The 22,250-nt window shown below is 76.1% G+C and carries 19 protein-coding genes, 1 tRNA gene and 1 pseudogene; 17 read left to right on the forward strand and 4 right to left on the reverse strand.

What is annotated here, in order from left to right:
• Nucleotides 1–8 precede the first annotated feature (8 nt).
• The 7 genes from BM158_RS16535 (at nt 9) to BM158_RS16565 (ending at nt 6,673) form a co-directional block, all read left to right on the forward strand.
• Nucleotides 9–1,259 (forward strand): glutamate-5-semialdehyde dehydrogenase, encoded by a 1,251-nt coding sequence (locus BM158_RS16535; protein ID WP_091561827.1) that lies wholly within the window; start codon nt 9–11, stop codon nt 1,257–1,259.
• Between the two features lie 7 nt (nt 1,260–1,266).
• A complete protein-coding gene (locus BM158_RS16540) occupies nt 1,267–2,151 on the forward strand; it encodes an AAA family ATPase (protein WP_091561831.1) in 885 nt (294 codons plus the stop codon).
• Nucleotides 2,151–3,554, forward strand: coding sequence for a vWA domain-containing protein (locus BM158_RS16545; protein WP_091561835.1), 1,404 nt, complete (start codon nt 2,151–2,153; stop codon nt 3,552–3,554). Before BM158_RS16540 ends, BM158_RS16545 begins: the two co-directional genes overlap by 1 nt.
• A gap of 274 nt (nt 3,555–3,828) precedes the next feature.
• Nucleotides 3,829–4,542, forward strand: a complete 714-nt coding sequence (gene nadD / locus BM158_RS16550; RefSeq protein ID WP_229827831.1) for a nicotinate-nucleotide adenylyltransferase — start codon at nt 3,829–3,831, stop codon at nt 4,540–4,542.
• Nucleotides 4,539–4,976, forward strand: a complete 438-nt coding sequence (gene rsfS, locus BM158_RS16555) for a ribosome silencing factor (RefSeq protein ID WP_091561845.1) — start codon at nt 4,539–4,541, stop codon at nt 4,974–4,976. Before nadD ends, rsfS begins: the two co-directional genes overlap by 4 nt.
• Entirely contained in the window at nt 4,973–5,770 is a 798-nt protein-coding gene (locus BM158_RS16560; RefSeq protein WP_091561852.1) for a histidine phosphatase family protein, read from the forward strand. The genes rsfS and BM158_RS16560 overlap by 4 nt, the downstream gene beginning before the upstream one ends.
• 33 nt (nt 5,771–5,803) lie before the next feature.
• Entirely contained in the window at nt 5,804–6,673 is an 870-nt protein-coding gene (locus BM158_RS16565; RefSeq protein ID WP_091561856.1) for a DegV family protein, read from the forward strand.
• 39 nt (nt 6,674–6,712) lie between these two features.
• Here BM158_RS16565 and BM158_RS16570 read toward each other — a convergent pair whose 3' ends face one another.
• Nucleotides 6,713–8,299: a hypothetical protein gene (locus tag BM158_RS16570; protein ID WP_091561862.1), complete on the reverse strand. Its 1,587-nt coding sequence runs from the start codon at nt 8,297–8,299 to the stop codon at nt 6,713–6,715.
• Nucleotides 8,300–8,392: 93 nt separating this feature from the next.
• On the opposite strand from BM158_RS16570, the gene BM158_RS16575 reads away from it, so the two are divergent.
• The 4 genes and pseudogenes from BM158_RS16575 (at nt 8,393) to holA (ending at nt 13,489) form a co-directional block, all read left to right on the forward strand.
• Nucleotides 8,393–9,292, forward strand: a complete 900-nt coding sequence (locus BM158_RS16575; RefSeq protein WP_091561866.1) for a ComEA family DNA-binding protein — start codon at nt 8,393–8,395, stop codon at nt 9,290–9,292.
• A 23-nt stretch (nt 9,293–9,315) separates the two neighbouring features.
• On the forward strand, nt 9,316–9,948 hold the full coding sequence (bluB, locus tag BM158_RS16580) for a 5,6-dimethylbenzimidazole synthase (protein ID WP_091561870.1): 633 nt from the start codon (nt 9,316–9,318) through the stop codon (nt 9,946–9,948).
• 789 nt (nt 9,949–10,737) lie between these two features.
• Nucleotides 10,738–11,817: pseudogene (locus tag BM158_RS22870) on the forward strand (ComEC/Rec2 family competence protein); the annotation flags it as partial.
• 760 nt (nt 11,818–12,577) lie between these two features.
• Nucleotides 12,578–13,489, forward strand: coding sequence for a DNA polymerase III subunit delta (holA, locus tag BM158_RS22875; protein WP_423221524.1), 912 nt, complete (start codon nt 12,578–12,580; stop codon nt 13,487–13,489).
• Between the two features lie 74 nt (nt 13,490–13,563).
• On the opposite strand, the gene rpsT is transcribed toward holA, so the two are convergent.
• Nucleotides 13,564–13,824, reverse strand: coding sequence for a 30S ribosomal protein S20 (rpsT, locus tag BM158_RS16595; RefSeq protein ID WP_091561881.1), 261 nt, complete (start codon nt 13,822–13,824; stop codon nt 13,564–13,566).
• Between the two features lie 204 nt (nt 13,825–14,028).
• On the opposite strand from rpsT, the gene lepA reads away from it, so the two are divergent.
• The 4 genes from lepA (at nt 14,029) to BM158_RS16615 (ending at nt 18,959) form a co-directional block, all read left to right on the forward strand.
• Nucleotides 14,029–15,867, forward strand: a complete 1,839-nt coding sequence (gene lepA, locus BM158_RS16600) for a translation elongation factor 4 (RefSeq protein ID WP_091563222.1) — start codon at nt 14,029–14,031, stop codon at nt 15,865–15,867.
• On the forward strand, nt 15,864–16,511 hold the full coding sequence (locus BM158_RS16605) for an MOSC domain-containing protein (protein ID WP_091561885.1): 648 nt from the start codon (nt 15,864–15,866) through the stop codon (nt 16,509–16,511). The genes lepA and BM158_RS16605 overlap by 4 nt, the downstream gene beginning before the upstream one ends.
• Before the next feature lie 62 nt (nt 16,512–16,573).
• Complete coding sequence (locus BM158_RS16610; protein ID WP_165628985.1) at nt 16,574–17,263, forward strand: LppX_LprAFG lipoprotein; 690 nt, start codon at nt 16,574–16,576, stop codon at nt 17,261–17,263.
• Nucleotides 17,232–18,959, forward strand: coding sequence for an MFS transporter (locus tag BM158_RS16615; RefSeq protein ID WP_091561891.1), 1,728 nt, complete (start codon nt 17,232–17,234; stop codon nt 18,957–18,959). Before BM158_RS16610 ends, BM158_RS16615 begins: the two co-directional genes overlap by 32 nt.
• On the opposite strand, the gene BM158_RS16620 is transcribed toward BM158_RS16615, so the two are convergent.
• A complete protein-coding gene (locus BM158_RS16620; protein ID WP_091561894.1) occupies nt 18,949–19,917 on the reverse strand; it encodes a zinc-binding dehydrogenase in 969 nt (322 codons plus the stop codon). The genes BM158_RS16615 and BM158_RS16620 overlap by 11 nt on opposite strands.
• 34 nt (nt 19,918–19,951) lie before the next feature.
• Nucleotides 19,952–20,947 carry a selenide, water dikinase SelD gene (gene selD, locus BM158_RS16625; protein ID WP_229827830.1) on the reverse strand — a complete coding sequence of 332 codons (996 nt, stop codon included), beginning with the start codon at nt 20,945–20,947 and terminating at the stop codon, nt 19,952–19,954.
• 91 nt (nt 20,948–21,038) lie between these two features.
• Between selD and BM158_RS16630 the strand changes: the two genes are divergently transcribed.
• On the forward strand, nt 21,039–22,094 hold the full coding sequence (locus BM158_RS16630; RefSeq protein ID WP_165628987.1) for a permease: 1,056 nt from the start codon (nt 21,039–21,041) through the stop codon (nt 22,092–22,094).
• 21 nt (nt 22,095–22,115) lie between these two features.
• A tRNA-OTHER gene (locus tag BM158_RS21865) sits at nt 22,116–22,211 on the forward strand.
• Nucleotides 22,212–22,250: the final 39 nt, after the last annotated feature.

Consider the following 22,250-nt stretch of genomic DNA (forward strand, 5'->3'; position numbering starts at 1 on the left):
TCGGCCGCGTGCCCGAGGTCGAGCTGCCCCTGATCGGCGACGCCGCCCGTCGCGCCCGCACCGCTGCCCGGGTGCTGCGCACGCTGCCGACGGCCGCCAAGGACGGCGCCCTGCTGGCGATGGCCGACGCCCTCGTCGCGCACACCGACGACGTGCTGGCCGCCAACGCCGCCGACGTCGAGGCCGCCCGGGACGGGGGCACGCCCGACGCGATGCTCGACCGGCTGCGGCTGGACGCCGACCGGGTCGCCGGGGTGGCCGAGGCGCTGCGCCAGCTCGTCGCGCTGCCCGACCCGGTGGGCGACGTCGTCCGCGGGTCGACCCTGGAGAACGGGCTGCAGCTGCGCCAGGTCCGGGTCCCGCTCGGCGTGGTCGGCATCGTCTACGAGGCCCGGCCCAACGTGACCGTCGACGCCGCCGGCCTGTGCCTGAAGAGCGGCAACGCCGCGCTGCTGCGCGGGTCGGCCTCGGCCTACCGGACCAACGTCGCCCTGGTGCAGGTGCTCTCCGAGGCCGCCGCCAAGGCCGGGCTGCCGGCCGACAGCGTGCAGCTGCTGCCCGCCGAGCGGGCCAGCGTCGGGGAGCTGCTCAACGCCCGCGGCCTGGTGGACGTCGTCATCCCGCGCGGTGGCGCCGAGCTGATCCAGCGGGTCGTCCGGGAGTCCACGGTGCCGGTCATCGAGACCGGCGTGGGCAACTGCCACGTCTACGTCGACGCCTCCGCCGACCCGGCGATGGCCGAGGCCGTCGTCCTCAACGCCAAGACCCACCGGGTCAGCGTCTGCAACTCCGCCGAGACCCTGCTGGTGCACCGGGACTACCCGCAGCTCGACCGGCTGCTGGCCGCGCTGGTCGAGGCCGGGGTCACCCTTCACGGCGACGACACCACCCGCACCGCGCACGACGCCGTCGTCCCCGCGACCGACGAGGACTGGGCCACCGAGTACCTGTCGATGGACATGGCCGTGCGGGTGGTCGACGACGTCGACGCCGCGCTGGACCACATCGCTGCGTGGGGGAGCGGGCACTCCGAGGCGATCCTCGCCGACTCCGCCGCGGCGATCTCGGTCTTCGTCGCCGGGGTGGACGCCGCCGCGGTGCTGGTCAACGCCTCGACCCGGTTCACCGACGGCGGCGAGTTCGGGTTCGGCGCCGAGATCGGCATCTCCACCCAGAAGCTGCACGCCCGCGGCCCGCTCGGCCTGCCCGAGCTGACCTCCACCACCTACGTCGTGACCGGTTCCGGCCACACCCGATAGGAGCCCCGTGACGCACGCGCAGCAGGCAGCCCGGTTCGCCGACGTCGCGGACGTGTCCGCGCGGCTGGCCGCGGCCGGGTACCTCCCCGACGCCCAGATCGCCACCACGGTGTTCCTGGCCGACCGGCTGGGCAAGCCGCTGCTGGTGGAGGGCCCGGCCGGCACCGGCAAGACCGAGCTCGCCAAGGCCCTGGCCACCGCGACGTCGTCGGACCTGATCCGGCTGCAGTGCTACGAGGGCCTGGACGAGGCCCGCGCGCTGTACGAGTGGAACTACAAGAAGCAGCTGCTGCGCATCCAGGCCTCCCAGGGCACCGACGGCGCCGACTGGGGCGAGCTGCACGACGACGTGTTCGGCGAGGAGTTCCTGCTCTCCCGGCCGCTGCTGACCGCCATCCGGCGCGAGGACCCCACCGTGCTGCTCATCGACGAGACCGACAAGGCCGACGTCGAGGTCGAGGGCCTGCTGCTGGAGGTGCTCAGCGACTTCCAGGTCACCATCCCCGAGATCGGCACGATCGTGGCCACCCGGCGGCCGATGGTGGTGCTGACCTCCAACGCCACCCGCGAGCTGTCCGAGGCGCTCAAGCGCCGCTGCCTGTACCTCGCGCTGGACTACCCCAGCGCGGAGCGGGAGCGGGAGATCGTGCTGTCCCGGGTGCCCGAGCTCGCGCCGGCGCTGGCCGAGCAGCTGGTGCGCACCGTGCGGGCGCTGCGGGCGATGGAGCTGAAGAAGTCCCCGTCGATCTCCGAGACCCTGGACTGGGCGCAGACCCTGCTCGCCCTCGGCCTGGACACCCTGGGCAACGACGAGGTCCGCGAGACCCTCGGCGTGGTGCTCAAGCACGCCAGCGACCAGACCCGGGCCGCCGCCGAGCTGCGGCTGAACTGATGACCGACGGCGGCCTCCCGGCCCACCTCGACGGCTTCGTGCGCGCGGTGCGCGAGGCCGGCATCCCGGTGGGCATCTCGGCCGCCGTCGACGCCGCGCAGGTGCTCACCGCCGTCGACCTGCTGGACCGGGAGCAGCTGCGCCACGGGCTGGCCGCCGTCCTGCTGCAGCGGGCCGCCCAGCGGCAGACCTACGACGTGCTGTTCGACCTGTGGTGGCCGCTGTCGGACCGGCCGGAGGTGCCCGCCGAGGACGGCGACGACGTCGAGGCCGTCCCCGACGACGGGAGCACCGACGCGGAGCGGCAGGCGGCCCTGGCCGCGCAGCTGCGCGAGGAGCTGCTGCGCCGGCTGCTGGACGGCGACGAGGAGGCGTTGCGCCGGTTCGCCCGGCTCGCCGTCGACCAGCTCGGCCAGGGCCAGCCCTCGGCGTCCGGTCAGTCCTTCTTCTCCTACCGGGTGCTGCGCGCGCTGTCCCCGGACACCCTGGTCTCCCAGCTGCTGGACGGCCTGCTCGGCGGTGCCGACCGCGGCGGGCTGGCCGAGCAGGTGGCCCGGCAGACCGTCCGCGAGCGGCTGGCCGCCTTCCGCGCCGCGGTCGAGGCCGAGGTCCGGCGCCGCTCGGCCGCCGAGCGCGGCCGCGACCGGGTGGCCCGGACGGCGGTCAAGCCGCTGGCCGACCAGGTGGACTTCCTGCGGGCCCAGTCCGCCGACCTGGCCGAGCTGCGCCGGTCCGTGGCGCCGCTGGCCCGGCGGCTGGCCGCGCGGCTGTCGGCCAAGCGCCGGATGGGCCGGGAGGGCCGGCTGGACTTCCGGCGCACCGTCCGGGCGTCGCTGGCCACCGGCGGGGTGCCCGTGGTGACGCACCACAAGCCGCGGACGGTGCACAAGCCCGAGCTCGTCGTGCTGTGCGACATCAGCGGGTCGGTGGCCGGCTTCAGCCACTTCACGCTGATGCTCACCCAGGCGCTGCGCGAGCACTTCTCCGGCGTCCGTGCCTTCGCGTTCGTGGACTCCACCGACGAGGTCACCCGGTTCTTCGCCCCCGGCGCCGACGTCGCCGACGCGGTGCAGCGGATCGGCCGCGAGGCCGAGGTGGTGACCTTCGACGGGCACAGCGACTACGGCAACGCCCTCGGGGTGTTCGCCGAGCGGTGGGCGAGCGCGGTGGGCCCGAAGACGTCGCTGCTGGTCCTCGGCGACGGCCGGACGAACTACCGGCAGCCCGGGTTGCCGGTGCTGGCCGACCTGGTGCGGCGGTCGCGGTCGGCGTACTGGCTGAACCCGGAGCCGGCCCGGCTGTGGGGGAGCGGGGACTCCGCGGCCGACCGGTACGCCGAGGTCATCCCGATGATCGAGGTCCGGAACGCAGCCCAGCTCGCGGACTTCGTCACCACCCTCTGAACCGCCCTGGGTTCGATCCCACGGCGGACGACGAACATTTCTCCGGGTGCGGCCGTAACCGAGTCGGTCCCGTGCCGTTGGTCAGCGCGGAGGCAGGGATGCCTTCGCGCGCCGCCCGGGCAACCGGTCGGCCGGCCGGCGACACGGGGGCGCCGGCCGGGCGGGCCGGCCGGCCCCCCGCCGAGGAGGCGGGGGCCGGTCGGCCCGCACGCGCGCCCCACGGACCTGCGCGATCGCTCCGTGGGCCGCGTGCGGACCGGGCTACGCTGCTGAGGTGGCGGGCAGTCGACTGGGCGTGATGGGTGGCACCTTCGACCCGGTGCACCACGGTCACCTGGTCGCCGCCAGCGAGGTGGCGAGCCTGTTCGAGCTCGACGAGGTGGTCTTCGTGCCCACCGGCGAGCCCTGGCAGAAGGCCGACCGGCAGGTCAGCCACGCCGAGGACCGCTACCTCATGACCGTCATCGCCACCGCGTCCAACCCGCGGTTCTCCGTCAGCCGGGTCGACGTCGACCGCGGCACGACCACCTACACCATCGACACCCTCACCGACCTGCACCGGCAGCGGCCGGACGCGGAGCTGTTCTTCATCACCGGCGCCGACGCGCTGGCCCAGATCGTGGGCTGGCGGGACACCGAGCGGCTGTTCGACCTGGCCCACTTCGTCGGCGTCACCCGGCCCGGCTACCAGCTGGCCAGCGCCGACCTGCCGGCCGACCGGGTCAGCCTGGTGGAGATCCCGGCGCTGGCGATCAGCTCGACCGACTGCCGTGACCGGGTCCGGCGGGGCATGCCGGTCTGGTACCTCGTCCCCGACGGCGTGGTGCAGTACATCGAGAAGCGCGGCCTGTACCGCGACGGCATCCCCGCCACCCCGCCCGGGCAGCTGCTGCCCGGCACCGGCGTCCGTCACGCCGACGCCCCCGTTCCCCCGCCGGCGGTCGACCCCGACCCCGGCACCCCCGAGCTCCAGGAGATCCCCCGATGACCGCCTCGACCGAGGCCCGCGAGACCGCGCTGCTGGCCGCCCAGGCCGCCGCCGACAAGCTCGCCACCGACGTGTCGATCGTCGACGTCAGCGACCGGCTGGCCATCACCGACGCCTTCGTCCTCGCGTCGGCCCCCAACGAGCGCCAGGTGCAGTCCATCGTCGACGAGGTCGAGGACCGGCTGCGCGAGCACGGGATCAAGGCGGTGCGCCGCGAGGGCGTGGCCGAGTCCCGCTGGGTGCTGCTGGACTTCGTCGACGTCGTGGTGCACGTGCAGCACGCCGAGGAGCGGGCCTACTACTCCCTCGAGCGGCTCTGGAAGGACTGCCCGGTCATCCCCTTCACCGACAGCGCGTTGCCGCCGGCCGGGGCGGCAGGGGCGGACGGGGCGCCGGACGCCGACGGGTCCGCGCAGGCCGACGCCGACCGGTGAGCGACGGCACGGGGGAGCAGACCGCACCGACCGTCGAGCGGGTCCTCGTCTGGCGGCACGGCCGGACGGAGTGGAACGCCAGCGGGCGCTTCCAGGGCCAGCTCGACCCGCCGCTGGACGGCACCGGGCGGGAGCAGGCCCGGCGGGCCGCGGACGCCCTGGCCGCCGAGCTGCCCGCGGGCGCCCTCGTCGTGACCAGTGACCTGGTGCGGGCCCGGGACACCGCGCAGACCCTGGCCGACGCGCTCGGCACGCCGCTGCGGGTGGAGCCCCGCCTGCGCGAGCACGGCCTGGGCAGCTGGGAGGGCCGCACCCGCGAGGACGTCGCCCGCGACCTGCCCGAGCAGTACGCCGACTGGACGGCGGGCCGGCCTGTCCGCGGCCGCGGCGGGGAGGACCCCGCCGACGTCACCCGTCGCGCGCTGGCCGCACTCGCCGACCTGCCGTCGGCGCCGGTGGCCGTGCTGGTCACCCACGGCGGCACCGGGGGCCGGCTCATCGAGGCCCTGCTCGGGTTGGGACCGGAGCACCGCCGCGTCTTCGGCCCGCTGGGCAACTGCCACTGGACCGAGCTGGCGCACCAGGGCAGCCGGTGGCGGGTGCTGCGGCACAACGCGTCGGCGACCGGGGGTGCGCCCGGCGTGCCGCGGCGCTCGGGAGCCGACGGGGCCCCGGACGTCGCGGAGGCAGCCGGGGTGCCCGAGGCCGCCCCCGGGGACGGCGGCGTGGTCCGCGCCGGGGCGACACCCGACGAGGCGCCGCCCGCGCCGACCGACGCCGACGCCCTGTCCTGAAGCCGCAGCTGCGGGCCGGTTAGCCTCGCGCCCATGCCCGTCGCCGTGGTCACCGACTCCACGGCCTACCTGCCCGGGCAGCTCGTCGACGAGCTCGGCATCGAGGTGGTCCCGCTCTACGTCGTGCTCACCGGCCGCTCGGGCCGCGAGGGCATCGACGTGGGACCGGCGGAGGTCGCCCGCACCCTCGCGGTGAGGGGCCAGCAGGTCACCACGTCCCGGCCGACGCCGGGGGACTTCGTGGCGGCCTACCGGCGGCGCCTGGACGCCGGGGCCGACCGCATCGTCTCGGTGCACCTGTCCAGCGAGCTGTCCGGTACCTGGGACGCCGCGCGCACCGCCGCCGCCCAGGTCGGCGAGCACGTGGTGACGGTCGTCGACAGCCGCACCGCCGCGATGGGCACCGGGTTCGCCGTGCTCGCCGCGGCCCGGGCCGCCGCCGGGGGCGCCGAGGCAGCGGAGGTCGCCCGGTTGGCCCAGAGCACCGCAGACGCCTCCAGCACCCTGTTCGTGCTCGACACGCTGGAGCACCTGCGCCGGGGCGGGCGGATCGGGCCGGCCGCGGCCGTGCTCGGCACCGCGCTGTCGGTCCGGCCGGTGCTGCACGTCCAGGACGGCCGGATCGTCGCGCTGGAGAAGGTGCGGACGACGTCGCGCGCGGTGGCCAAGCTGGTGCAGCGGGTGGCCGACCTCTGCGGTGACAGGCCGGTCTCCCTCGCCGTGCACCACCTCGCCGCGGCCGCCCGCGCGGACGCGCTCGCCGACCAGCTGCGCGAGCGGGTGCCGGGGCTCCGGGACCTGCACGTCAGCGAGCTGGGGGCGGCGATCGGGGCGCACGTCGGGCCGGGTGCGCTGGGCGTCGTCGTCGACCCCACCGCGACCCCGGCCGCCGTCGCGGACTGACCGCCGGGGACCCGGCCGCCGAGGGCCGGGCCACGGAGGTCAGCAACGGCCGGACGTGCGCCAGCCGCTGGTCACCGTGACCGTCCCGGCCGAGGGTGCGCGGAGGCGCACCGTGCCCTCCGCGGGGCCCGGCTCCAGGCAGCCGTCACCGACCAGCGTCAGCCGGTCGTCCCAGAACATCGACAGCAGCACGTCGCCGCCACCGACCGAGAGCACCAGGTCGGTGCGGCCACTGGCCACCACCTGCGCGTCGCCGTCCAGCACCAGGCCCGGCCCGTCGACGGCGTACAGCGACCAGGTGCCGTCCGACCACACCCGGTCCAGCCCCGGCACCCCGCCGCGGACCAGGGCCGCCTCCTCGCGGCCGGCCCAGTCGGGACGCTGCGTCGACAGCGCGACGTAGGAGACGCCCCGCGCGCGCAACCAGGCCAGGTAGGAGCCGGCGTCCAGCCCGCCGTCGTAGAACAGGGGGTTCCGGGCGAGGTCCAGCTGGCGGGTCCACCCCCGGGCCAACGGCACCTGCGCGCCCATCGCGGCGTCCGAGTGGTCGGCCAGCGGCACCACCTCCACCCGGCCCACCGGACCTCGGCGTCCCAGCTCCGCCAGCAGCGGCGCCGCGGCCCGCTCCACCGGCCCGGTGTCCCTCGGGACCAGGTCCTGGGGCACGAGCGGTGGCAGCAGCCAGGTCACCAGCACCGCGGCCAGCGCCACCAGCACCGTCGACCGGCCCGGGACCGCCACCAGCACCGGCACCGCGAAAAGCAGCACCAGGCGCGTCGTGTTCGAGCCCATCGGGTCGGGCACCAGCCACGCCGCCAGCAGGGCCAGGACGGTCAGCGCCGCCCCGGCGCGCACGACGGGCAGACGTCGGCCGACCACGGCCAGCACCACCAGCGCCGCGAGCACCGCCGCCAGCATCTGGTGCGCGCTGCCGGTCATCGGTCCCCCGGACGCGCCCAGCGCCACCATCACCAGCAGCGGTACGCCGGCCCCCGCCAGCAGGACCGCCACGGCCGTCCACCCGCTCCGTGACCTCCGTGCGGCGACCGCCCACCACGCCACGGCAGCGAGGCCGAGGAGAACGGCCGCCACCGGGCTGAGCGCCCCCGCCACCGCCGCCAGCGACCCGGCCGCGAGAACCCGGCACCGGGTCGGCCGACCCAGCCGGTGCTGCACCGCCACCAGCGCCAGCAGACCTGCCGCCGCGCCCATCGCGAACGTCGTCCGGCCCGACAGCTGGTCGGCCAGGAACGCCAGCGCGCTCACCACCGCCACCGCCGTCGGCCGGGCCGCTCCGCCGCGGACCAGCAGCCGGGTCGTCGCCCAGGCGCCCGTGGTGCTGCTGACCACCCCCGCCACCGCCGGGCCGACCAGGGCCAGCACCCAGGGGGCCAGCAGGCTGTAGGAGACGGCCGGCGAGCCGGCGTACCAGGCCAGGTCGACCGGGTGCCCACCGGCGGAGGCGGCCCAGGACTGCCACCACCGCTGCGCGACCAGGTCGCCACCGCCCACGGGCAGCAGCTCGACCAGCACGCCGCCGACCAGTGCCACCAGCGCCGCGAGCAGCGCGGCGTCCGGTCGGGTCGCAGGTCGGGTCCACCGCGGCAGGGTGACCCGGAGCGGCATGGGGCTGCATGGTGCCATCCACAGCTGGGGGTCCTGTCCACAGATGTCGGCGACGGGGCCCACCGGGTCGGCCGGGGCCCTACGGTCCGCGCCGTGCTGTTCTCCCCGAGGCGGGCCGACGACGCCGACGTGATCCGCGCGCGCCTGCGCGCCCTGCTGGCCGAGGGGTCGGCCCGACCGGGCTGGGTCCCCGACGACGACCCGCCCGGCCCCCGCGACGCCCACCGGCGGGGCACCGGGTCGGACGACGCACTCGACGACGGGGCCGACCCCGAGGACGACGCCTGGTCGCTCGACCCGCCCCACGACCACGGACCGGCCGCCGCGGAGCGACCCGAGGGGGCAGGGTCCGGCCGGCACCGGGCCGCGGGCCCGTCGACCCGGCTGGACCCAGGACCGGTCGGCACCCGCAGCCTCTGGCTGGTCGCCGTCCTCGCCGCCGTCGCGGTCGCCCTGTGGAGCTGGACCAGCCGCCCGGAGGTGACGGCTGCACCCGACCCGGCGCCCTCGGTCCCGGCGGCACCCGCTGCGAGCACCACGTCGCCGTCCGGTGCCGACGCCGGCGGCGCCCCTGCCGACGTCGTCGTGGTGGCCGTGGTCGGTCAGGTGGCCAGCCCGGGCCTGGTCACCCTGCCGGCGGGCTCCCGGGTCGCGGACGCGCTGGCTGCGGCCGGGGGCCTCCTGCCCGGCACCGACCCGGCCACGGTCAACGCCGCGGCGCTGCTGGTCGACGGCCAGCAGGTCGCGGTCGGCGTCCCGGGTGCGGCGCCCGGTGCGGCGGCAGGCGGGCCCGCGCCTGGCGGGCTCGTCGACCTGAACACCGCTGCGCTGGCCGACCTCGACGCGCTGCCGGGCATCGGCCCGGTCCTGGCCCAGCGCATCCTCGACCACCGGGCGCAGCACGGCCCGTTCGGCAGCGTGCAGGAGCTCGACGACGTCAGCGGCATCGGGCCGTCCCTGTTCGCGGAGGTCTCCCCGCTGGTGACCGTCTGACCCCTCCGGTGTGTGATGGGGGCATGGACCCAGGGCTGCACGAGGTCATCCACCGCCGCCGCGACGTGCGCCGCGAGTTCACCGGCGCCCCGGTGGACCCCGCCGCCCTCGAGCGGGTGCTGACCGCAGCCCACGCCGCGCCCAGCGTCGGGATGACCCAGCCGTGGGACTTCGTGCTGGTCCGCGACCAGGGGTTGCGCGCACGCTTCCAGGCCCACGTGGCCGCAGAGCGCGAGGCGTTCGCCGCCGGGCTGGACGCCGAGCGGTCCGAGGTGTTCGCGCGGATCTCCGTCGAGGGCGTCCGGGAGGCCAGCCTCGGCGTCGTCGTCACCTACGACCCCACGCGCGGTGCGCCCGCGGTCCTCGGTCGGCACGCCATCGCCGACACCGGCCTGTACTCCACCTGCCTGGCGGTGCAGAACCTCTGGCTGGCCGCGACCGCGGAGGGCTGGGGCGTGGGCTGGGTGTCGTTCTACCGCGAGCCGTTCCTGCGCGAGCTGCTCGGCATCCCCGACCACGTGCGCCCGGTCGCGTGGCTGTGCGTCGGCCCGGTCGACCGGCTGCAGGAGGTCCCCGACCTGGAGCGGCACGGGTGGCGCCGGCGCCGGCCGCTCGCCGACGCGGTGCACGCCGACCGGTGGGGCGCCCGGCCCTAGCAGACCGGAGGGCGGCGTGCGGCCCGCCGTCCACAACCGTGGTGCCCGTCCACCACCTCGCCGGCGACGGGTCCCGGAGGCCGGGCCGTCCCTAGCGTCGCGGCCGTGCGGGTGCAGCGTCGGCGGGTCGAGGACCGGTGGTCCTGGACGGACCTGCGGCTGGTGCCCCCCGCCGTGGCGGTCTGGTCCACCACGCTCGCGCTGGCCGGGACGGGCTCGGCAGCGGCGGTGGCCCTGGCGGTCGCCGCCGCCGTGCTCGCGGCAGGCGTGGGCCGGTGGGGGCGGCGGGGCCCGGTCCGCCGGGTGGTGCTCGCCGCCCTGGCCGGTGTCCTCGTCGCATCGGCCACCGGTGCCGTCCGCGGGGCGGAGCGCAGCGCCTCGCCCCTGCTGGAGCTGGCCGAGCGCGGCGCCACCGTGACGGTCCTGCTCGACGTCGACGAGGACCCCCGTGCGCTGGCCGCCGGGCTCGGACCACCGCGGGTGCTGGTGACCGGGACCGTCGAACGGGTCCTCGACGGGCCCGGGCAGCGACCGGCCGCGGTGCTGCTGTTCGGTGCGGCCGACGACTGGGCCGGCACCCTGCCCGGCACCCGGGTGACCGTCCGCGCGACGGTGCGCCCGGCCGAGGACGGCGACGACGTCGTGGCGGTGCTCAGCGCCCGCGGGCCGCCGGAGGTGGTGGCAGGAGCCGGGCTGGCCCAGGACGTCGCGGGGGAGCTGCGCGCCGGTCTCGGCGACGCGGCCGCCCGGGTGCTGCCCGCCGACGAGGCCGGCCTGCTGCCCGGCCTGGTGGTCGGGGACACCACCGCCATGCAGCCCGGCGTCACCAGCGACTTCCGGCGCGCCGGGCTCGGCCACCTCACCGCCGTGTCCGGGGCCAACGTGGCGATCGTGCTGGCCCTCCTGCTGTGGCCGCTGCGCCGCCGGGCGGTGGACCGCCGGTGGCAGGCCGTGCTCGGGCTGGCGGGCCTCGTGGGGTTCGTCCTGCTGGCACGGCCGACGGCCAGCGTCGTGCGGGCCGCCGCGATGGGCGCGGTCACCCTGCTGGCCCTGGCCTCCGGGCGCACCCGGGTCGCCGTGCCCGCGCTCGCCGCGTCGGTCTGCGTCCTGCTGCTCGTCGACCCCGCGCTGGCCCGGGACGGCGGCTTCGCGCTCTCGGTGGCCGCCACGGCCGGCATCGTCCTGCTCGCGCCCGGGTGGTCCCGCGCGGTGCGCCGGCGCGGACTGCCGGGACCGCTGGCCGACGCGCTGGCCGTCAGCGCTGCGGCCGGGCTGGTGACCGCACCGCTGGTGGCCGGGCTGTCCGGGCTGGTCAGCCTGGTCTCCCTGCCGGCGAACCTGCTCGCCGCGCCCGCGGTCGCCCCGGCCACCGTGCTGGGCCTGCTGGCCGTGCTCGCCGGCCCGGTCAGCCCCGAGCTGGCCGACCTGCTGGTGTGGCTGGCCGGCTGGCCCACCCGCTGGCTGGTGCTGGTCGCCGACCGCGCCGCCGCCGTCCCCGACGGCGCCTTCGGCTGGCCCGCCGGCGCGGGCGGTGCGCTGCTCCTCGTCGCGCTGGTCGCGGGCGGGGCCGCCGTCCTGGTCCGGTGGCCGCGGGCCCGCCCCCTGGCGCTGGCCGGGCTCGTGGGTGCCGTGGCGATCGGGTGGCCGGCCCGGCAGCTGGCCGACGGCTGGCCGGTCCCCGGCTCCGTGGTGGTGGCCTGCGACGTCGGGCAGGGGGACGCCCTGGTGTTCCCGACCGGCGAGGGCGAGGCGGTGCTCGTCGACGCCGGACCCGACCCCGAGCTCGTCGACGGCTGCCTGACCCTCCTCGGGGTCGAGCGGTTGCCGCTCGTGCTGCTGTCCCACCTGGACGCCGACCACGTCACCGGCCTGCCCGGCGCGCTCGCCGGCCGCGCGGTGGGGGAGGTGGCCACCGGCGTGCTCGCCCCCACCGAGGACCGCCTCGCGCCGGTCGCGCGGGAGGTCGCCGCAGCCGGGGCGCGGCTGACCGTGCTGCCGGCCGGCACGGTCCGCACCGTGGGGACGGCGACCCTGCAGGTGCTCGCGCCCGACGAGGCCGACGCCCGGCCCGGTGCCGACGCGAACGCGCTGTCGGTGCTGGCCCGGGTCACCCAGCACGGGATCACCACCCTGCTCACCGGCGACCTGGGCGCCGACCGCGAGGCGCGGCTGCTCGCCGACGGGCTCAACCTGCGCGCCGACGTGCTCAAGGTCCCGCACCACGGCAGCGGGGACGTCGACCCGGGGTTCCTCGCCGCGGTCGGCGCGCGGGTGGCGCTGGTCTCCGTCGGCGCGGACAACGACTACGGCCACCCCGCGCCGCGGCTGCTGGACCTCCTGGCCGCGGACGGCGTCGCGGTGCACCGCACCGACCTCGACGGCGACGTCGCCGTCGTCGGCGACGCCGGCGGTTGGGGCGTGAGCGCCCGCGGTGTCGACGACGTCCAGCGCGCGGTGGCCACCGCGCCCGTGCCGGCGGTGCCCACCGCCGCTCGACGCGGCCGGGACCGTCGGTGCCCCGTGACACGATGGCCGCGTGCCGCAGACCGCCTCCGCGCCGCCCCCGCTGTCCCGGCTGCGCCTGGTCGTGGGGGAGGAGGAGCTGCTGCGCTCGCGGGCGGTCGCCGAGGTGCGGGCCGCGGTCCGCCAGCTCGACCCCGCCTACGAGGAGCACGAGCTCACCGCCGCCGGGCTCCCGGTGGGGGACCTGGCCGACGTGCTGGCGCCGTCGCTGTTCGGCGGCCACCGGCTGGTGGTCGTCTCCGGTGTGCAGGAGTCCGCGGCCGCGCTGGTCGACTCACTGGTCAGCTACGCCAAGGACCCCGACCCCGAGCTGACCCTGGTGCTGGTGCACGCCGGCGGCAAGCGCAACGAGGCCCTGCTGCAGGCCTTCCGCCAGGCCGGCGCCACCGAGGACACCTGCGCCAAGCTGAGCTCACCCGGCGACCGGATGAGCTTCGTGCGCAACGAGGTCCGCCGGGTGGGCGGGCGCATCACCGCCGACGCGGCCAACGCCCTGCTGGACGCGGTCGGCAACGACCTGCGGTCGCTGTCGGCGGCGGCCAGCCAGCTGGTGTCGGACTTCGGCGGCTCGATCGACGCCGACGCGGTCGCCCGGTTCCACCGCGGTCAGGCCGAGGTCACCGGGTTCACCGTCGCCGAGCGGGTGCTGGTGGGCGACAACGCGGGCTCCATCGAGATGTTGCGGTGGGCGCTGGACCGGGGCGTGCCGCACGTGCTGGTGGCCGACGCCATCGCCGACGGGGTCCGCACCGCGGCCCGGGTGGCCTCGGTCGGCAGCTCGAACGTCGGTGACCTGGCCCGCCAGCTGAAGATGCCGCCGTGGAAGGTCAAGAAGGCGCTCGCCCAGTCCCGGGGCTGGAGCATCCCGGCGCTGCAGCAGGCCGTGGGCGTGGCCGCCGAGCTGAACGCCGACGTCAAGGGTGTCGCGGCGAGCGCGGACTACGCGCTCGAGCGGGCGGTGCGGCGGATCGTGGAGCTGCGCGCCACCGCGGGCGCCGGCCGCGGCCCGCGCCGCTGAGCCCGACCCCGGAACGCGACGAGCCCCCGTCCCCGGTGACCGGGGAGGGGGGCTCGTCGACGAGGCGGTCGGCCTCAGAGCGAGGCGGCCTGCTTGGCCAGCGCCGACTTGCGGTTGGCGGCCTGGTTCTTGTGGATGACGCCCTTGCTGACGGCCTTGTCCAGCAGCTTGCTCGCGTTGCGCAGCGCGGTGCCGGCGGCGTCCTTGTCCCCGGACTCGGCGGCGGTGTGGAACCGACGGACCGACGTCTTCAGGGCGGACTTGACCGCGACGTTGCGCTGACGCGCCTTCTCGTTGGTCTTGATCCGCTTGATCTGGGACTTGATGTTCGCCACGCGTGAGCCTCTGGGTCTTCTCGGGGAAAGTCTTCTCGAGCGTCCACAGCGCATCAGGCGTCCTGCGGACCGGTTCGCCAGGCTACCAGCCCGCCCGGGGCGTGCCCAGCGGCGGCCGGTGCGGTGCGCACCACGTGCGCGGTGCGCGCCCGGGTCCCGGTGGTGCGCCAGCTGGTGGCCGCGACGTGGGACCATGGCAGCACTGTGACTGCTCCCGCCCGCACCGACCCGGCCCGCATCCGGAACTTCTGCATCATCGCCCACATCGACCACGGCAAGTCGACGTTGGCCGACCGGATGCTCGAGGTCACCGGGATCATCGAGGCGCGCCAGATGCGCGCCCAGTACCTCGACCGCATGGACATCGAGCGCGAACGCGGCATCACCATCAAGTCGCAGAACGTGCGGCTGCCGTGGGCCCCGCGCGCCGGTGAGCACGCCGGCGTCGAGCACGTGCTGGACATGATCGACACCCCGGGCCACGTGGACTTCACCTACGAGGTGTCCCGCTCGCTGGCCGCCTGCGAGGGCGCGGTGCTGCTGGTCGACGCCGCGCAGGGCATCGAGGCGCAGACGCTGGCGAACCTCTACCTGGCGATCGAGAACGACCTGACGATCATCCCGGTGCTCAACAAGATCGACCTGCCGGCCGCCCAGCCGGAGAAGTACGCCGCGGAGATCGCGCACATCATCGGCTGCGACCCCGACGACGTGCTGCGGGTCAGCGGCAAGACCGGCGAGGGCGTGCCCGAGCTGCTCGACCGCATCGTGGAGCAGATCCCGGCGCCCACCGGCGTCGACGAGGGCCCCGCCCGCGCGATGATCTTCGACTCCGTCTACGACATCTACCGCGGCGTCATCACCTACGTCCGCGTGGTCGACGGCCGGATCAACAGCCGCGACCGGATCAAGATGATGTCCACCGGCGCCACCCACGAGCTGCTCGAGATCGGCGTCATCTCACCCGAGCCCAAGCCGGTCGACGGCCTCGGCGTCGGCGAGGTGGGCTACTTCATCACCGGCGTGAAGGACGTCCGCCAGTCCAAGGTCGGGGACACCGTCACCCTGCAGCACGCTGCGGCCACCGAGGCGATCGGCGGGTACTCCGACCCCAAGCCCATGGTCTACTCCGGCCTCTACCCGGTCGACGGCAGCGACTACCAGCTGCTGCGCGAGGCGCTGGACAAGCTGCTGCTCAACGACGCGGCGCTGACCTACGAGCCCGAGACGTCGGCGGCGCTGGGCTTCGGGTTCCGGGTCGGCTTCCTGGGCCTGCTGCACCTTGAGATCGTGCGCGAGCGGCTCGAGCGCGAGAGCAACCTCAGCCTCATCTCCACCGCGCCCAACGTGGTCTACCGGGTGGAGATGGAGGACGGCAGCGAGCACGTCGTCACCAACCCCAGCGACTGGCCGCACGGCAAGATGAGCGCGATCTACGAGCCGATCGTCAACGCCACGGTGATCGCCCCCAGCGACTACACCGGCACGATCATGGAGCTCTGCCAGAGCCGGCGCGGGTCGCTGTCGGGCATGGACTACCTGTCGGAGTCCCGCGTCGAGCTGCGCTACACGCTGCCCCTCGGCGAGATCATCTTCGACTTCTTCGACGCGCTGAAGTCCCGCACCCGCGGCTACGCCAGCCTCGACTACGCCGAGGCCGGCGAGCAGCAGGCCGACCTGGTCAAGGTCGACATCCTGCTCCAGGGCGAGGCCGTGGACGCCTTCTCCTCGATCGTGCACAAGGACAAGGCCTACAGCTACGGCGTGATGATGGCCGGCAAGCTGCGCGAGCTCATCCCGCGCCAGCAGTTCGAGGTGCCCATCCAGGCCGCCGTCGGCGCCCGGGTGATCGCCCGCGAGACCGTCCGCGCGATCCGCAAGGACGTCCTCGCCAAGTGCTACGGCGGTGACATCTCGCGCAAGCGCAAGCTGCTGGAGAAGCAGAAGGAGGGCAAGAAGCGGATGAAGATGGTCGGCCGCGTCGAGGTCCCCCAGGAGGCGTTCGTCGCCGCGCTCTCCAACGCCGAGCCCGCCAAGAAGTGACCGGCCGGGTCGAGGCCGTCTGCGTCTCGGGCAGCGACCTGCTGCCCCTGCCGGGCAAGCGGCCCGCGTCGACCGGCATCCGCAAGCGCCCGGTCACCGGCCGGGTCGCCGTCCTCGAGGAGACGCTGGACGGGGACCGGCAGGTCAACCGCAAGCACCACGGCGGCGAGGGCCAGGCGGTCTACGCCTACGCCGCCGAGGACGCCGCCTGGTGGGAGGCCGAGCTCGACCGCGACCTGCCGGCCGGGTCCTTCGGGGAGAACCTGCGGACGACGGGGCTCGACCTGACCGGCGCCGTGCTGGGCGAGCACTGGGCAGTGGGCAGCGCCCTGTTCGAGGTCACCGCGCCGCGCATCCCGTGCGCCAACTTCGCCCGCTTCTGGGACGTGCCCGACCTGGTGAAGCGGTTCACCGCGCACGGCGCGAGCGGGGCCTACCTGCGGGTGCTGCGCACCGGGGACGTCGGCGCCGGCGACCGCGTCGAGGTCGTGCACCGCCCCGGCCACGGCGTCACCGCCGGCACCCTCTTCCGGGCGCTCACCACGCAGCGGTCCCGGCTGGTCGAGGTCGAGCCCGCGCTCGACGCCGTCCCGCACAAGGACCGCGACAACCTGGCCCGGCGGATCGCCGCGCTCGTCGGCTGAACCGTCGGGGTCCCGCGCTACTGTCCGGCCGGGTCCCACCCCGGGGCCGACGGGGAGGGCACGTGCGACTGCGAGCGACGGCGGCGGTGCTGCTCACCGCGCTGGCCCTGGCCGGCTGCGGCGGCGGCAGCTCCGACGAGTCACCCGGCGACCTGCTGTCCCGGGCCAAGACCACCCTGGACGACGCCTCCAGCGCGCACTTCGTGCTCACCAGCGACGGCGCGACCGGCAGCGGCTCCGCCCTGCTCGGCGGCGAGGGCGACATCGCCCGGCCCGCCTCGTTCCGGGGCACGCTGCAGGTGCAGGCCCTGGGCAGCGCCGTCGACGTGCAGGTCGTCTCCGTCGACGGCACCGTCTACGCCCAGCTGCCGCTGACCAGCGGGTTCTCCGTCGTCGACCCGGCCACCATCGGCGTCGGCGACCCCGGCGCGCTGCTGGACCCCGAGTCCGGCATCAGCCAGCTGCTCACCGCGACCGAGGAGCCGACCCTGGGGGAGGAGTCCCGGGTCGACGGCGAGGTGGTGCGCCAGGTCAGCGGCACGCTGCCCGGCCAGCTCGTGGCCGACCTGCTCACCAGCGAGGACCCGGCGCAGGACGTCGACGCCGTCTACTCCGTCGCCACCGACAGCGGGCAGCTGCGCCAGGTGCAGCTGACCGGGCCGTTCTTCTCCGCCGACGCCGAGGGCAGCTACACGATCGTGCTGTCGGACTACGGGGCCGATGTCTCCGTCACCGCACCGCCCACCGGCTGAGGTCGCGGCGCCGGGGCGGGCCGCCGTCGTCCTGGCGACGCTGGCGGTCCTGGTCTCGGCGGCCGACACCTACGTCGTCGTGCTCGCCCTGCCCGACATCCTCACCGGGGTGGGCGTCGGGCTCGACCAGCTCCAGGAGGCCACCCCGATCATCGGGGGCTTCCTGCTCGGCTACACCGCCACCCTGCCGCTGCTGGGCCGCCTCGCCGACCTGCGCGGCCGGCTCCCCGTCCTGGTGGGCTGCCTGCTGCTGTTCGCGCTGGGGTCCCTGCTGACCGCCACCGCCGACTCGCTGGGCCCGGCGGTGCTCGGGCGGGGCCTGCAGGGCATCGGCGCCGGCGGGCTGGTGCCGGCCACCCTGGCGCTGGTCGCCGACCGGTGGCCGCCGGACCGCCGGGCCGTCCCGCTCGGCGTGGTCGGCGCGGTGCAGGAGGCGGGTGCGGTGCTCGGGCCGCTGGCCGGGGCCGCGGTGCTGGCGATCGCGGACTGGCGGGCGATCTTCTGGCTCAACCTGGTCCTCGGCGTCGGGCTGGCCGTGGCGCTGCGGGTGACGGGTCCGCGCCGGCCCGGCCGCGACCTGGCCGGTGTGGCCTGCGCGGTGGTCGCCGCGGCGGCGCTGGCCCTCCAGCTCGCCGAGCCCGAGCCGCTGGTCACCGATGTCACCCTGGGGCTGGGCTGGGTCCCGGTCCTCCCGTCCCAGGGGTGGACGACGCCGCTGGTGCTCGTGGCCGGCCTCGCGGCGGCCGGGCTGGTGGCGCGGTCGCTCGCCGCCGCGCACCCGGTGCTGCCGCTTCGCGGGCTGCCGGCGCTGGCCCGGGAGGTCGACGTCCTGGGCGCCGTCCTCGTGGTGGTGGCCCTGGGCAGCCTGGTCTGGGCGTTCGCCGCCGCCGACCCGGCCACCGAGGTGGTGGCGCACGGCCCTGTGCTGCTGCCGCTGGCGGCGGTCGCGGCGGTCGCGTTCGTGCTGCACGAGCGCCGGACGGCGGAGCCGCTGCTGCCGCTGACCGAGCTGCGGCCGGTCGGCGCGTGGGGCGCGCTCGTGGTCAACCTGCTGGTCGGGGTGGCGCTGGTGGCCGCCCTGGTCGACGTGCCGCTGTTCGCCCGGGCCACCACCGAGACCGACCAGCTGGGTGCCGCGTTGGTGCTGGTGGAGCTGCTCGTCGCCGTCCCGGTGGGCGCGGTCGCCGGTGGCTGGCTGTGCCGGCGCACCGCACCGCGGTGGATCGCCGCGACCGGCATGGCCCTGGCGGCCCTGGCGTTCGTGGCCATGACCCGGTGGGACGCCACGTCGCTGGACGGCTGGACCTCCACGGTCGCGCTGCTGGCCGCCGGTCTCGGGTTCGGGCTGGCCGTCGCACCGGTGAACGCGGTGCTGCTGGCGGTGACGCCGTCGCGGGTGCACGGCAGCGCCAGCGCGCTGGTCGTGGTGGCCCGCACGGTGGGCATGCTGGTCGGGCTGTCGCTGCTGACCGCGATCGCCCTGCGCCGGTTCACGGAGGTGGTCCGGGCGATCCCCAGCCCGCTGGTCACCTGCCCCGACACCCCGGCCGACTGCGCGCCCTACGACCGGGCCGTGGACGCCGCCGTGCTCACCCAGCTGCACACCGTCTTCGCCGGTGCGGCGGTCGCGGCCGGGCTGGCCGCGGTGGCCGCCGTCCTGCTGCTCCGGACGGCGGCCGCCGACGTCAGACGGTGAAGACGATCTTGCCGTTGGTGCGGCCCTCGAGCATCCGCTCGAACCCGTCGCGGGCCTGCGCCAGCGGCAGCTCCACGTCGATCTGCGGGCGCAGCCCGGTGGTGGCGCACAGCTGGACCAGCTGCTCCAGCTCGGTGCGGGTGCCCATGGTCGAGCCGATGACCCGCAGCTGGGTGAAGAACACCCGGTTCAGCTCGGCGGAGGGGTCGAAGCCGGTGGTGGCGCCGGAGGTGACGATCACCCCGCCGGGCTTGAGCGACTTGACGCTGTGCGACCAGGTCGCCTTGCCGACGGTCTCCATGACCGCGTCGACCCGCCCGGGCAGGCGGGCGCCGGTCTCGAAGGCCTGGTCCGCACCGAGCGCGAGCGCGGCGGCCCGCTTCTCCTCCGACCGGCCGGTCACCCACATCCGGTAGCCGGCGACCCGGCCGAGGGCGATGAGCGCGGTCGCCACGCCGCCGGAGGCGCCCTGCACCAGCACGGTCTGGCCCGGCTGCAGCCCGGCCTTGACGAAGAGCATCCGGTAGGCGGTCAGCCAGGCGGTGGGCAGGCAGGCGGCCTCGGCGAAGGACAGGTCGGCGGGCTTGGGCAGCACGTTGCGGGCCGGGACCAGCACCTGCTCGGCCAGCGTGCCCTGGTGCAGTTCGGAGAGCAGGGTGCGCTTGGGGTCCAGCGTCTCGTCACCGGACCAGCCGGGGGTGCCCGGGACGACCGCGTGCACGATCACCTCGTTGCCGTCGGGGTCGGTGCCGGCGGCGTCGCAGCCCAGGGTCATGGGCATCCGCTCCTGCGGGAGGCCGACGCCGCGCAGGCTGAACAGGTCGTGGTGGTTGAGCGAGGCCGCCTTCACGTCGACGGTCACCCACCCGTCGCGGGCCTCGGGGGCCGGGCGCTCGCCCACCTCCAGCACGGACAGCGGGTCGTCGGCGGACGGGGTCGACACGAAGGCAGCCAGCATGGCCGCACGTTAACCGGGGCTTACCTGCCCGGCATCAGCGGACGACGACGGCGTGCTCCCCGGCGGTGACGAACTCCCCGATCACCGGTGACCCCGGCACCTCCCCGGACAGCAGCAGGCCGCCGGAGGTCTGCGCGTCGGCCAGCAGCAGCGCGTCGTCCTCGCCGACGGCGGACAGGTCGGCGTGCGGGCGGACCCAGTCCAGGTTGCGCCGGGTGCCGCCGGAGACGTAGCCGTCGGCGACCGACTGCCGGGCGCCGGCCAGGTACGGGACGTCGGCGGCCGACACCACCGCGGTGACGCCGCTGGCCCGGGCCATCTTGTAGAGGTGGCCGAGCAGGCCGAACCCGGTGACGTCGGTGCCGGCCCGGATCCCGGCGGCGACCGCGGCGACGGAGGCCTCGGCGTTGAGCCGGGTCATCGAGTCGATGGCCTCGGGCGACGGCTCGCCGGTGGCCTTCATCCGGTTGTTCAGGGTGCCCACGCCCAGCGGCTTGGTCAGCGAGATGGCGTCCCCGGCGGCCGCGCGGTCGTTGCGGATCAGCCGCTCCAGGTCCACCAGCCCGGTCACCGCCATGCCGTAGGTGGGCTCGGGGGAGTCGATGGAGTGCCCGCCGCCGACGTGGCAGCCCGCCGCGTGCGCCACCTCGAGCCCGCCGCGCAGCACCTCGGCGGCGAGCTCGGCGGGCAGCACGTCCCGCGGCCAGCCCAGCAGGTTCACCGCGACGACCGGCCGGCCGCCCATGGCGTAGACGTCGGACAGCGCGTTGGCCGCGGCGATCCGGCCGAAGGTGTACGCGTCGTCCACGACCGGGGTGAAGAAGTCGGTGGTGAGCACCAGGCCCTGCCCGCCGGGCAGGCGGACCACCGCGGCGTCGTCGCCGTCGTCCAGACCGACGACCAGCTCGGTGGCGGGGTCGCGCGGGCCGGTGTGGGTGAGCCCGGCGACGACCGCCTCCAGCTCGCCGGGCGGGATCTTGCAGGCGCACCCGCCGCCGTGCGCGTACTGGGTCAGCCGGGTCGCGGTCACCCGCCCCAGTGAACCGGACCGTGCGCCGGGGAGCATGATGGCCCCCGGCCCGAGCAGGGGGTCGCCGACGACCGCCGTCGAGGGGATGCGCGTGACCACCACCGAGCAGCCACCCGTCACCGACCGCCGCCGGCTGCTGGTCCTCGGCGGGGTCGCGGTCGCGCTGCTGGTCGGCGGCCTGTGGTGGGCCAAGTACGGGCCCTACGCCGGGAAGGTGCCGGCCGTGCTGGGCAGCCACGACCTCGGCGCCTCGATCGTCACCGGGGACGGCGACACGGCCCCGCCGGTGTCGCTCGCCGCCGGCTGGGACTTCACCGTCGCCTACACCGCGGCCATCTGGAAGGCCCTCGTCGTCGGGCTGGTGCTGGCCGCGGCCGTACAGGTGCTGCTGCCGGTCAACTGGCTGCGGCGGGTGCTGGGCCGCCCCGACGCCGGCGCCGCCCGCGGCGGGCTCCGCGGTGGTCTGGCGTCGGTCCCGACGCTGATGTGCTCCTGCTGCGCTGCCCCGCTGGCCGTCGGTCTGCGGCGGGCGCGGGCCGGAACCGGCGCGGTGCTCGCCTTCTGGCTGGGCAACCCCGCGCTCAACCCGGTGGTGCTGGTCTTCTGCCTGGCCGTGCTGCCCTGGCCGTGGGCGGTGCTGCGGTTCGGGGCCGGCCTGGCCGTCGTGGTCGGGGCCGTGGTGCTGGCCGGGCGCCGGGGGACGGCGCCGGTCGAGGTGCCCGAGGTGCCCGTGGACACCCGGCCGTCGCCGGTGCGGTTCGTCGCGGTGCTGGCCGGGCTGTCCGTGCGGCTGCTGCCGGAGTACCTCGCCGTCGTCTTCGTGCTGGGGGCGTTCCGCGGCGTGCTGTTCCCCGCCGAGGCGGGGTCCGGTGCCGCCGCGGTCGCCGTCCTCCTGCTCCTCCTGGTCGCCGGCATCGCGCTGCCGGTGCCCACCGGCGGGGAGGTCGCCGTCGTGGCCGCCGCACTGGCCGCGGGCCTGGCCGCACCCGCGGCAGCCGTCCTGCTGGTCACCCTGCCGCTGCTGAGCCTGCCCTCGCTGCTGATGGTCCGGCACGCCTTCCCCCGGCGGCTGCTCGCCGGCACGACGGGGCTGGTGGCCGCGGTCGCGCTGGCCGGCGCCGGGGTGACGGCCGCGCTGACCGGGTGACCCGCACGTAGGGTCTGCGGTGGAGGCGTCAGGGTGTCTGGTGGCCCCCGCGGCCTCTAAAGCCGACGTGGCCCGGTAGCCGGGTCAGGCGGGTTCGATTCCCGTCCGCCTCCGCCAGCAGTCCACCGCACACCAGGGAGACCCGACGACCGACCC

The sequence above is a fragment of the Klenkia taihuensis genome (assembly GCF_900112525.1).
GTDB lineage: Bacteria > Actinomycetota > Actinomycetes > Mycobacteriales > Geodermatophilaceae > Klenkia > Klenkia taihuensis.